Source organism: Candidatus Neomarinimicrobiota bacterium (genome assembly GCA_022567655.1).
GTDB lineage: Bacteria > Fidelibacterota > SORT01 > SORT01 > SORT01 > JADFGO01.
Genome location: JADFGO010000012.1, coordinates 1 through 12,426, shown reverse-complemented (window position 1 = coordinate 12,426; position 12,426 = coordinate 1). Strand labels below are relative to the sequence as shown.

Below are 12,426 nucleotides of genomic sequence, written 5' to 3'. Positions count from 1 at the left end.
GGCTGTGCACCAGATTCCGAGCAGCATCATCTACAGCTGCCTTGACGTTACAGGCTCCGCACAAGCTGTCTGCGGCACACAAGTCGTAAACTTACCGCTGCTACCTTCCGGTTCTGACGGGGTTCAGTAACTTCCCATTGCGCAGGGCTAAATGCATCAACACCCGTGTCGACAAGGAGATACAAAATCAGTCTGCCCTCGATCATGGCATCGATCCGGCTACAGCGGATTGCCGGTCACAGGGCACCGCTACCTCCCCATCGCGCACAGCCTTGTGGAGCCGAAGGGGATCGAACCCTCGACCTCTGCATTGCGAACGCAGCGCTCTCCCAGCTGAGCTACGGCCCCATTTTATCGGATGGAAGTTACATCCTTCTGTCGAATATGTCAACACCGGTGTGGCGTTAAAGTTTGGTTTATTATTGAGGTCTGGTTGTTATGCTGCCGTCTGCGTCGTGAGAGAAGATCTTAGTATTACAGCCTTCTCTTTAAGACCGGCATCGGTCGAATACTTTAAAATGGCTTCTATCAATGCGTTGAGATGCGCTTCCTCAGACTCTACTAAATGGTCAATAACCGCCCTGAACGGCGCTTTCGGACTCTCTATTATCCTGTCGTATATTTCGTTAATCTCGAGGGTCTCTAAGTCGTAGGCTTCCTGAAGCGCTGAATTTAGATCGAAGTTCTCATTCGATAATTTGTCCTCGGACGTCTTAATAAATTCTTCAACTTTTGCGATAGTCAGATAATCCATCTCAACCATTTCATTAAACATATTTGGATTATTACGGTACATGTTCGACAGCGTGTGGATTATCGTCGCGTGAACCGATTCCTGCTGAGCGAGTGAATCCCAGAAAATCCTTATCCCTTCAGGCTTTGTGAACCTATGGGATAACTGGAGATAAAATTGCTGCATTCTAAGTTCTAATCCTCCCATGATGTGAAGGAGCTTAGATGTAGAATATGTGTCCTTTGATTTCAGATTAACGCTTGTCATAACTGTTATGAACGGAAGTTAGTCATGGAAGTGCAACCTGTCAAGAAGAATTCGGAGTTTAATTGTCCGAATTGAATACCCCCGGCACAGTAGTCCCGCACTCCGGGCATGCTCCATTCAAGATATTGTTTTGCAAAACGCTGTGCCAGTCCCTTTTGATCAACTCTGCCCTGCACTCCGGACAATAAGTAGTTGAAGCTTTTATGTCTGATACGTTCCCAACGTAACAATATTTTAAACCGGCGTCTAATGCTATCTCCCTCGCCTCATTTAATACGTTTGGGTCTGTTCGCGGCAGATCCATAAGTTTGAAATCCGGGTGAAATGCCGTGAAATGAAGAGGAGTTTCGTCTCCGAGGTTTAAAAGAATCCAGTCAACCATTTTCCTGAATTCATCTGACGAGTCGTTTAAAGTAGGGATTATCAAGTTGGTGATCTCAATCCAAACATCTGTTTCGTTTTTCAGCCATTTAAGAGTATCCAGCACAGGTTCAAGTTTTGATAGAGTTATCTTACCGTAAAATTCCTGCGAAAAAGCCTTTAGGTCTACGTTTGCGGCATCCACGTCAGCATATGCGTCCACCCTTGCTTCAGGAGTTATGTAACCTGCCGTAACCCAGACGCTTTTTATCCCTTCCTCTTTCGCTAATTTTGAAATGTCCATTGCGTATTCCGCCCAGATGGTCGGATCGTTATATGTAAATGCGATAGATGGACACCCGTTTTTCTTTGCAATTGCGATCACGTCTTCGGGAGAAGCTTCAAGGCTATTTGCGTCATCGATCTTTACCTTCGATATGTGCCAATTTTGACAGAATTTACAACCAAGGTTACATCCCGCCGTTCCGAAACTCAGAACCCCTGTGCCCGGCAAAAAGTGAAACAACGGCTTTTTTTCTATCGGGTCGACAGCAAATCCGGTCGGTCTCCCGTAGGCGATGTTATATATTTTACCATCGTAATTTTTCCTGATATAGCAAAATCCTGATTTTCCTTCCGGAATTTTGCAATACCTCGGGCAGAGCGTGCATTTTACTCTGTCGCCTTCAACAGGCGTTTGCCAATTCCCTAAGTGTCTAGTGTTTAGACTCATACTAATATACTTTAATAATGTACTTTATATACTAATCTAATATAAGTCACTATATCTTAACCCATTTTACTAATTTTAACTTCGCCAGATCATCTATTATCCGTTCGGTGACGCCTAAATCGAACGGACCGTACTCTGCATTCACAATCCTGTGTATTTGTGAGATATTTCGTGCGCCGTTCATGTGATTTACAATCTCGTATCTTATCAGATCAAAATGTTTTGTGCTGTTATTCCTATACCATTCATAATTGTTGCCTAATTTATTTTCAAACCAAATGTCGGCATACGAATCATATACGGGACCGATAAATTTTCTTTCGGGAATCCTCGCTGCCTTGCCCGTTTCTAAATCCGGTGCCTCGATCGAAGTCATCCCGAGCCTGCCAAGGAATATTTTCTTCTCCGACTCCCCGAGCTCTTCTATGGCGACCGTGTACATCTCTTCCACAGCTACATCAGTTGATCTCAAACCCTTAATCGAGTTTATTGCTTTTACATCGACACCTGTCTGAAGATCTATTTTGCTCAATGCGTGCCTAAGCGATTCGATTTCTGAATTTTCGTCCGATGAATACGAAACTTCGAGTCCTGTCTCTATTATACGCTCACGCGCTCTGGCAAAAACGAGCAGCGCAAGCTTGTCAGCTTCTTTATTCCCGGCCTTTGCAAGCCACAAAGCGGTATATGCCCCTATGATAATACTCCGCTTCATTGTTGTCGGATCTATTTTATCAAGAGAATCCTCGTTTGTATGATGATAAATGTCAGACCAATATCCGAGCGCCACGGTCGGGATTCCAATAAGAGGATCATTCAGCATGTCATGATCACTCCCCAGTTTATTGGCCAGTACGGTGTAATTAAATAAGTTATCAGACCCTTCCGCTGAGCGGACAGCTCTTTTCTCTACCTCCCTTACAACTTCGGCTATGAGATCATTCAAAAAAGTTGGAGACGACGCCGGTGTTTTTATAACCTCTAATTTTGAATTAGTCAAGTTGGTATCTTCGCCCACCATATCAAGGTTTAGCCCCGCAAACGCTCCATCCAATTCATCGATATTCTTTGTAAGATACGCCATCGTTCCGAAATGTTCGGGCACCCATAAAAAACGGATTGAGCGTTTCGGCTGACTGATCTTCCCGGATTTTACGAGTTGCTTTACGACTCTTGCTATTTCGAGGATAGCCGCCGAACCGCTTGCGTTGTCGTTTGCTCCCGGCTTATAATGATCGAGATGACTTATCAGGACAAACTGCTCCGAACTGTTTGAACTACCGGGTATGAGCGCGCTTAACACTACCAGCTTGCCCGGATGGATTTTTGCGCTGACCGTGGCGTTCAGGACTATTTTTTCTCCCGACTCGATCAGATTCAATAAGTTCTCCGATCTGCGTCTTGATATTTGAAATCCGAATCCCACTTTTTTGATCTCACCCGCCGTTGGCCAGAGTCCGTTATACCGCACGGCATCCACTAATTCAGGCCTATCATCATCCGCAGGCCTAATTACCACACCCATTGCTCCTCTTTTAATTACCGCTTCCCTGTGTACTTTGGCTGCATACCCGTAAGCCATTACAATCTTATTCCTTATGTCTCTACCATCATAATCTTCAGCCGAGATTCCCTCTCCCACGTCTATCAGCTCGCCGCGCCACTTACCTCCGTTTGAAAGTGTGGTAAGACTCGTCGCAACCTTGCTATAATCGGCAATTGTTCGTTCGTAAGGTTCCTCCATTTTCAGAACGGCGCTCTTGACCGACCAAGACAGCGGTGAAGTGATTCCGTTATATCTTGTTTTGCCGTCTGACTTGTACTTATGCATTTTAATGTCGTTTACACCATACTCCTCAAGTTTACCTTTAACGTATTCTGCCGCCTTCAAATATCCCGCTGTTGCCTGAACCCGATGATTTGCCGATATATACCTGACATGCTCTTTCGCGAGAATTCCGGAAACTTCGTGTGAGACCAAGTCGAATAAGTGTTTATCTATTATCCCCGAATCTTGAAAAGCTGGAACTGAACTTGTATGGATTAGACAGATATATAGGGCGTACCTAAGATTCATTATTGACCCTTTCGGGTACGAAATTATACTAATCTGTCGAATGAAGCAACACTTAAACCTATTATGCCGAGATAAAAATCATTACCTGAATCTAAAAAAGTGTGGGGCATTACTTTTCTCGAAATTTGCATGTTATATATTTGATATGATAATTTGGTGGGGTAATAACGCAATTAGGATAGACTGGGAATTATATATTGAATATCAAGCTGAGAAAGTTCTGCTCTCTTGTAACAGCGTTCGGACTTGTATTCACTTCTGAAATGATTTCGGCGCAGGTCGATATAGGTCAGCTGGTACCAGATTTCGAGTATAACGATCTCGCCGGAAACGGTCACAATCTTTCCGATTATCAGGGAAAGGTGGTATTCATCGCCTTAATCGGTTACGGCTGTCCTTTTTGCAGAGCGGAAGCGCCTTCCACCGAAGCAAACATATGGCAAGTATATAAAGATAATCCGTTTCAGGCTCTGGCGCTGGATACCTGGGACGGCTCTTTAGCGCAGGCTCAGTCCTATGCTGACATTTCCGGAATCACGTATCCTCTTCTTATTGAAGCAAGTTCAGCTTTGGACCTGTTTGGAATGACGTACGATAACTATGTCGTCATAGATCATCAGGGAGTGCTCCGTTATTCAAGCGCCGGTAACGGAAGCCTGGGGGAAAGGTACAGACTCAGCGACATTCAGGATGTAATAGAGGAATATCTTGCGAAGACCGGACTGAATCCGGGTGAAATTCCACTAAATTTTGAACTATCTCAAAACTATCCGAATCCATTTAATTCTTCTACTCTGATAAATTATTCGATTTTAAACAGAAGCCACGTATCGCTTCAGGTATTCGACGTCCGGGGGCGATTGATAAGTACGATAGTTAACGCTTTTCAACCTCCTTCCGAGTATGAGGTCGAATGGAGTCCAAATGGAATTCCAACCGGGATTTATATATACCGTCTTATGACTGACGGAACCGTTATCACGCGCAAAATGCTTTTTATAAAATGATGATCAAATCATTCTTTACTCTGGTTCTACTGATATTTCTCGGAGCGGACGCTTATTCTCAGGATAAGGCGCATCGGTTTAATCTATCAAATTTAGATGGGGAGCAGTACGACCTTAAAACACTCTTATCCGGAGGACCTGTGTTGATCGATTTCTGGGCTACGTGGTGTGAACCCTGCAAAGAATATTTTCCCTACTTAGAAAAATTGCACCGCAAATATAGTAAAGATGGTTTAACGATTGTAGGGATCAGCGAGGACGGTCCGCGAAATCGAAGTAAAATACGCTCATTCCTCCGTTCGATGGACATATCTTTCATAATCCTTCTCGACGAGACTGCGGAAGTGATGTCCGACTATGGAGTTTACAGTCTCCCCTCTTGGTTCCTGGTCGGGAGCGATGGCAAGATTTTGAAATCCCACAGAGGTTACACTACCGGCGATGAATTGCTGCTGGAGAACGAGATCAAGTCCATTCTCGACAAAGTCAGAGAATAGCGGGAATTCTTACCCTATAGCAAGGTCATAATAGAATATACCGCATAATCATATCTCTTCTTCTATCTGCGAATACGCTTCTTGCTCAAGTCAGCATTTATAACTTTGCTGACAATCAGTTTGGAAATTCGAGGATCGGCACTGAGAAAGAATATGGCTTATATAATCAATTTAATGCCAGATATTCTGAAGGCGATCTCCTTTTCGGAGTAAGAGTTGAGTCTTATGGCTCTACAGATTCACTTGAGGGTTACAGGGCTGTGACTCAGCGGTACGTTGAATTCCGGCAGGATGATCTCAGAATAAGAGCGGGAAATTTCTATAATATATTTGGCAGCGGAATAGTATCGAGAGCCTTTGAACTTCCCGGCGTAATTCTTGATGATTTCAGGACTAAAACCAGATATTCGCCGTCCAGAGATATCGATGGCGTTCTTATTGAGTACCTGCACCCTTCATACAAATTGAACCTGATGATGGGAGTCCCGGTTGAAAGTACCTCCTCCCCGGCAGTAAAAGACCGTAGGTCTGGAAAGATACAGGGCTTGAACGCTGAATATCACATGAATACCATTCTTGACTTCGGAGCTTCATATTTACACATCAAACCCGATGCAGGTTCAGACGATGAAATATACTCATTCAGAATGAACCTTAATTCGGATGCTTTTCGAAATCTGATTCAGGTAGAAGACCTTTATATGCATATCACAGGCGAAGTGAGTAACAGGAACAGACATTTATTAATTAGAGGGTTCACGCTCTCCAATGAAATTCCTCACGCTCTTTATTTAGCGGCGAATCTCGATTACAAAAAATTCAGTCTCAGCGCCGAGTATAAAGACTACATGAACTATAACATCGGGGTTAACGATCCTCCCTCTCTGATTAAAGAACACTCCCATCTGCTCCTGAACAGAGATACCCACGTTCTAATACCTACAGATGAAGAAGGGTACCAGCTTGAAGGGCATTACTATCTTTCAGCATCTACCTCATTTACGGCAAACGTAAGCTTTGCCCGGAATGAATTATTTATCCATCCAACCGATTTTTCGGAACGTTTTTTTGAAATCGAGCATAAATTTAACGACGATCTTGACGGCGCGCTTTATATAGCCGGCTCGAAGAATGAGTTCGAAGCAATCTCGAATAAAAACACGATTGGAACGGTGTTGAATTATGATCTTGGCTCGAGAACTGGTATCGGAATCGACGTGTCATACCAAAATGCCACGAGGGATTTTGAATATTATTTAGAAGAGGACGATAATTCCAGGTCATTTTCACCTACTGAATTCAGCAATCTGTTGATATCCGGTTCCATAGGCAGGTCGAAAACCTTCAACTTCGGTTTGATAACAGAACGAACGACAGACCCGTTACTGACCGACGACCCGTCTACAAGGGAAACAACTGAAACCAATCCACGATGGTGGTCATCATTTTACCTTTCGTTTGAGCCGGGTAGAAACCATGAAGTGAGAATTTTCGGCGGTCAACGCAGGGGAGGTCCGGCATGCACAGCCGGCACCTGTTATGACGTGCTGCCTTTTGAAGGCATCGAACTAATTGTCATCAGCCGATTCTAATGGAAAGTCGCTGCCAATAATCTTAACGACATTTTAAAAGATAGTCCGGATCATGTTCTCGAATGCTGCTCAAAATGGATTGAAGGTGCCGATCAAAATCAGATCTGGACAATCAAAACCAGGATTGCCGATTGCCGGGAACCTATGCGTTGACTCTGTTTTGTAACGGAAGTGAATTTAAAAGGCTGAAATTTCAGTATGCGGGATGACGACTACTTCTTGATTTTTTTCATTAAGTGAATCTCGTCCCTGAGGAGCGCAGCTGATTCATACTTCTCACCGCGAACAGCTCTTGCGAGTTTATTCTCTAACTTTTCAAGATCAGACGGCGGATGATCGGATGAAATATCAGTTTTCCACTCTTCCAAAAATTTTATCTCCCTAAAACCGTATAATGAGTCCTGCAAGTCCAGAGTCTCCCTTGCTTCGTTTATCATGCCTATGCCTTTATCCACTATCTTCATTACCACGTCATCTTTATCCTTCTCTAAGGCTAACCTGCCTCTCGCAAGAGTATTTATCATGATTATATACGGTCGGAATTGCTCATAACTCATAAAATCGGATTTATCCTCGGCGTAGCTGCTCATAAGATCGAGTATACCAATATTATGCTCGGTATCTTTTATCACACCATGGTATTTCTCAAGTTCTAAGAGACTTATGTATCGATGGTAATATTGTATTGCTTCATGGCGCAGCAACTCGCATTCTTCAATGCTCAATTCCATGTCGCTCTCCTCTACGCCTTTGTTGTCTGCATTTTCGATCTTTTCAAGATAATAATCGAGGAGCGATTCTTTGTTATGCGGTTTGGTCCCGTCAGGGCGTCCTTCCAACTCCAATTGGAGCAAGCCGAGATCGAGTCTTATCTGAATCTTTTCTTTTCCGTCGGTACCTTCGACAAGCCGTACTGAGAATCCGTACGGATCATAGTGCCATTTGTCTAATATGTTCTTTATATCCATATAATCGTTTTAGCTCTTTATGGAACCGATTTCAGCGGATAATTAACATTTATTTTACAATAAACGTTAACTATTGATCCATAGCGCATCCACAGCCGGGACCACAGCCCATAAATTCCTGTGCCTCGGAAGATTCAGATGAGGCAAATACGGACATCCTCCTCTCAGTTTGTTCCGAACTGCACTTCGGGCAGACGGTAATATCTGTGACGCTTCCGAACGTCTTAAAAAATATGTCGAAATTGTGGTTGCAATTGTGACAACTGTATTCGTATGTAGGCAATTTATTTCTCCGGAATTTTATTCTCTAATTTCATTCTCCATCAATATAACATATGTTACTCTATCAGATTTGTCAATATTTTTCACCATTCTAATTTCCACTTCCCCCCGAATAGATTATACGTGAAACCCCAGTACCAGAAGATATCCTGAACTTCAGTCGATTTTCTGTACTTGAATACTCCTCCGGCGCGAAATTCTAATTTCTTGAAATTGAGTCCTGCTCCGAAATCATAGATAGTGCGGGACGGATCTTCGGGTGTCTTCTTACGGGGTATCGATAAAAAACTGCCACCTGCATATAAAAACGTCATTATTCGAGTTCGTATTCCCCTTTTACCGTCGGGTCCGAATTCATCCGGTTCGATTATTCCCAGCGGTGAGAAAAAAATGTAGGGCGCTAAAAGCGATACAAAAATTTGCGAGTCACGCATGTACATCACTTGAGCAAATTCTACTCCCCCTCCTATCATTGGTTTTCTTCTGAGCATAACAGTCCGAAATATGTAAATGTCCACTCCGTTTGGAGGACGGGCATCAACGCCGATCGGACTTACATAAGTTATCGATTTTACGTCGCCATCGTACTTCTCAAGGTTTCTTGGAATAATGCTGCAGGCGACATTCAGAATAATAAAGAGTAAAACCGCTGATGATTTTGATAACCGCTTCAATTCATTATAAGAATAGGAAACTATGAACACTACATTATTCATGCGCTCCCTCATCATTCAACGTTTTCAGATTAGAACGTAAACTCGGTTTCGATTGACATTAACTTTATAGTCTCGTCATCTCCCCTAATTTTTCCGTCTCCGTTCCTGTCGATGTAGGTCTGTTGAACCCGGATCAGGAGCGTGACGCTCGGCGCGATTTCATACCCGATAAGATAGCCTAACAGCATGCTCGGTGTTTTTATGAAATCAAATACGTTCGGTACGTTCGTCTGTTGATAGAAGAGAGACGCTCTGTTGATCTTCGGAATAAATACGGGGTCAATCGAAATGTCTGCAAAGAAACTTTCAAAGTTTGGGGTGCTGTCAGGATTGCTGCTTTGCATCTTTGAATATGAAGCCGATAAGGTAAATAGGTTCAGCAAGTTTATCGAAGCTCCTCCAAACACTCCCGATAACGGATCTTTAATAGATTTCAGCAGAAGTTCTTCCCGAGTTTTTGCTATGGTACTATCGCCGGCTTGAACAAAGAGATGAGCCCTCTCAATATCGTACGTCTGGTTAAAATAGTTTCCGATAAATTCTTTGCCGTATTGGCGGTATTCGGCTCGCAGAAATACCGGACCCAGGGTGGCGCGAACTCCCGGGAAGGTGAAACCTGACCCGAAATCCTTTATTGCCGCCACTTCACCATAAGCCGTTATACCAATCAAATCATTGCTGAAGAGAGCATACTCAATATCTACTCCGTATGAAGATACTCCGTCCTTTTTATCCTTAAAACTCAGGGGAGTTTTTAAGCCGACAGCTCCATCCAGGTCGTTATTGAAAACACCAAACCTCTGCGAGTTATCAGTGTAGCCGTCTCCATCCCGGTCAGGATCTATCTCGTCCGGGATCCCGTCACCATCTGAATCTACCGCATATTTTTTGTCATCGGGAAAATCATCAACGGCGTCAGGAACACCGTCACCGTCTTTATCGGGCAATCCGGCGAATTGATCGCCATCCAATACGAATGTGCCTCCGATCCTTAAGTTCCCGATAAGCGGATATGTAACTCTCGTACCGACAAGCCCCGGACTCCCCAATTCGCGTAGATTCGCTACCAATCCCTGAAACTTGATCTTACCGAATTCACGGTGACCCAACAGACCTACTCTCCGGATTTGAGGATACTCTATCATATTGCTGTAATTGTCCATGATGAGTCCCTGTCCCATGGTTACATTCGTTAAACCTCCGGCGCGAATGTAAAACGGGTCGTCCGGCTGGTTGTAGCGAATATAAAATATTTTATCTACAGCGTCTAAAGGTTCGTCCCAATCTTCTTCCCTTAAATTTCCGTCAGCATCAAAATACAGATTCAAATCCAGTCCAACCCCAAACGGACCGATAGGAAAATCGGGTCTGATGCTTATTTGGTTGTAAACCTGCCCATCTAAGACTGCAGCGCCCACGCTTGCGGAAAGTCCGATGCCGCCCGGCAGTTTTGAACCTCCCTTTTCCGGAGACAGGGTTGGTTCGGATTCCTGCTCAGACTGCTCCTGTGCGGGAGTCGGCTGTTCCGGGCTTGACGGAGCCGGTTCTTGATCAGGCGATTCTCCACCCTCTCCTTCCTGCTCACCCTCAGGTTCTGTATCCGGGTCCGACGGAATCGTAGAGGGGTCGGTAGGATTGATGTTCATAGTTCCCGTCCAGGTTGATATAATCGTATTCCCCGCTGTTAAAAGCATTGATAGTCCGCTCTCGATATTCAGGATCTCCACACTGCCTTCCAGGCCGATAAAGGTATCAGTCCCGTTCGGATCAACAGTCAACCAAAAATCGGTGCCTTTCACAGAAGCGACACTGACCGGCGTAATGATCTCATATTCTCTTTTGTCTTGATAGTTTATTGTGGTTCGCAGGGCGCCCCGATCGATCCTTACCTGTCTCAAACTCCGGGTCGGCGATACATTCCCCTGGATAGTCATTCTCGTGTTTTCTTTCATCTTCAACATGCTTTTGTCGTCCGTAAAAAGTATCGCGAGAAAACTTGCCGCAGCAGTCCTCAGCGAATCGAAATTTGAGAACCATGTTCCAACCTGAATCTGTTCATCGGAAGTTTCAAATCCGGCGGGTTTTCTGAATGCCTTACCGCTTTTCTTGAGAGCGAGCGCCGACTCGTCAACGCTCTGAGCAAACGGGGAATTAACTAACAGAAATATAAGGAAAAGAGCCGGGATAATCGTTTTAAGAAAGAACATCATAAATCTCCGTAAAAATTTTCATCGATAGTAATAGTAGTGTAAACCTGCCAAGCGTTTACCGGGTAACAACTTAATTGCACTTCAGTCTAAAGGCAAGCAGAGAGTTAGCTTTGTATATCGGTCTACCTCTATTATCCTTCTCTATTTCAGCTGTGTTTGGCTCTACCTGTGTTAAAACATTCACCGGTTTGGTAATTGGCTTTCTGACCGCTAATACCAAGTTCTCGGCAATTCGATCTCCTGCTACACTAACACCCTAATTTTTAATGATCATTTGAGTCGCGCAGCAATGCTCAGACTATCCATCTCACTGAACAGGAACACGACACTGTCAACGTTGGTGAAACTCTCAATTCCAAGCAGGTCAAACTCAACGTGCCTCTTATCCGATATCCTGGAGGGATATCTATCTCCCGGTCTTCTATAAAGTGAATAACGCTTTCCATATCTGTCAAACCAATAAGAATCCTTCTCGGATTCCAATAACAGATAACTACCGCTGTAATTCATCAATTTTATTCTAATGTATTTTTGCCTGCCGATGGTTGAACTTTTTTTTCTAACCGAAACATAGATTCCCTTCTTTCCTCCCCAGTAGTCTGATTTGTGGTATTGTTCTTCAAGAATAGGTTGAGGTGAATCGTTATTTTCTCCACCGATATTGAGTCTTGAGAAATGACCGCCGCAACCGTATATCCACATACTCAGTGGAAGGAATGCTGAGATAAATAATTTATTATAAATCGGATTCATTCATTTAACTCCAAACCTAAAGCTAACAGAGATTGATATAGTTATCAAGTCTAATTGTACCCTGTACAATATAGTTTAAAAATTTATTTGATTGAGCATATCTTGTATAAGTGCTGATTTTGGTATGCAAACGAGAATAAGAGATACGGGACCTTGCTTTCAGGATCTCACAGAGGGTTTCAATCAGTTTATTCTATAAACTCGGTGAGGCTTTCATCCTCACGTTAAGAA

Annotated in this window: 11 protein-coding genes, 1 tRNA gene and 1 other RNA gene; 3 read left to right on the top strand and 10 right to left on the bottom strand. The window is 43.7% G+C overall.

Features of this window, described 5'->3' with window-relative positions:
• Nucleotides 1-2: 2 nt before the first annotated feature.
• The 5 genes from ffs to IID12_02390 form a co-directional block, all read right to left on the bottom strand.
• An RNA gene (gene ffs / locus IID12_02410) (signal recognition particle sRNA large type) lies at nucleotides 3-270 on the bottom strand.
• A gap of 5 nt (nucleotides 271-275) precedes the next feature.
• A tRNA-Ala gene (locus tag IID12_02405) sits at nucleotides 276-348 on the bottom strand.
• A gap of 88 nt (nucleotides 349-436) precedes the next feature.
• Nucleotides 437-919: a hypothetical protein gene (locus IID12_02400; GenBank protein MCH8287945.1), complete on the bottom strand. Its 483-nt coding sequence runs from the start codon at nucleotides 917-919 to the stop codon at nucleotides 437-439.
• A gap of 139 nt (nucleotides 920-1,058) precedes the next feature.
• Complete coding sequence (gene amrS / locus IID12_02395) at nucleotides 1,059-2,093, bottom strand: AmmeMemoRadiSam system radical SAM enzyme (GenBank protein ID MCH8287944.1); 1,035 nt, start codon at nucleotides 2,091-2,093, stop codon at nucleotides 1,059-1,061.
• A gap of 49 nt (nucleotides 2,094-2,142) precedes the next feature.
• Entirely contained in the window at nucleotides 2,143-4,074 is a 1,932-nt protein-coding gene (locus IID12_02390) for a DUF4910 domain-containing protein (GenBank protein MCH8287943.1), read from the bottom strand.
• 293 nt (nucleotides 4,075-4,367) lie between these two features.
• Between IID12_02390 and IID12_02385 the strand changes: the two genes are divergently transcribed.
• The 3 genes from IID12_02385 to IID12_02375 all read left to right on the top strand — a co-directional run bounded on the left by IID12_02385 (nucleotide 4,368) and on the right by IID12_02375 (nucleotide 7,266).
• Complete coding sequence (locus IID12_02385; GenBank protein MCH8287942.1) at nucleotides 4,368-5,177, top strand: redoxin domain-containing protein; 810 nt, start codon at nucleotides 4,368-4,370, stop codon at nucleotides 5,175-5,177.
• The gene (locus IID12_02380) at nucleotides 5,174-5,674 is read left to right on the top strand and encodes a TlpA family protein disulfide reductase (GenBank protein MCH8287941.1); all 501 of its coding nucleotides are present in this window, start codon (nucleotides 5,174-5,176) and stop codon (nucleotides 5,672-5,674) included. Before IID12_02385 ends, IID12_02380 begins: the two co-directional genes overlap by 4 nt.
• Nucleotides 5,675-5,934: 260 nt before the next feature.
• On the top strand, nucleotides 5,935-7,266 hold the full coding sequence (locus IID12_02375; GenBank protein MCH8287940.1) for a hypothetical protein: 1,332 nt from the start codon (nucleotides 5,935-5,937) through the stop codon (nucleotides 7,264-7,266).
• 212 nt (nucleotides 7,267-7,478) lie between these two features.
• Here IID12_02375 and IID12_02370 read toward each other — a convergent pair whose 3' ends face one another.
• The 5 genes from IID12_02370 to IID12_02350 all read right to left on the bottom strand — a co-directional run bounded on the left by IID12_02370 (nucleotide 7,479) and on the right by IID12_02350 (nucleotide 12,195).
• Nucleotides 7,479-8,234, bottom strand: coding sequence for a UvrB/UvrC motif-containing protein (locus tag IID12_02370; GenBank protein MCH8287939.1), 756 nt, complete (start codon nucleotides 8,232-8,234; stop codon nucleotides 7,479-7,481).
• A 70-nt stretch (nucleotides 8,235-8,304) separates the two neighbouring features.
• Nucleotides 8,305-8,517, bottom strand: a complete 213-nt coding sequence (locus tag IID12_02365) for a zinc ribbon domain-containing protein (GenBank protein MCH8287938.1) — start codon at nucleotides 8,515-8,517, stop codon at nucleotides 8,305-8,307.
• 82 nt (nucleotides 8,518-8,599) lie between these two features.
• A complete protein-coding gene (locus IID12_02360; GenBank protein ID MCH8287937.1) occupies nucleotides 8,600-9,232 on the bottom strand; it encodes a hypothetical protein in 633 nt (210 codons plus the stop codon).
• Between the two features lie 29 nt (nucleotides 9,233-9,261).
• Nucleotides 9,262-11,442, bottom strand: a complete 2,181-nt coding sequence (locus IID12_02355; GenBank protein ID MCH8287936.1) for a FecR domain-containing protein — start codon at nucleotides 11,440-11,442, stop codon at nucleotides 9,262-9,264.
• Between the two features lie 270 nt (nucleotides 11,443-11,712).
• On the bottom strand, nucleotides 11,713-12,195 hold the full coding sequence (locus tag IID12_02350; protein ID MCH8287935.1) for a hypothetical protein: 483 nt from the start codon (nucleotides 12,193-12,195) through the stop codon (nucleotides 11,713-11,715).
• Nucleotides 12,196-12,426: the final 231 nt, after the last annotated feature.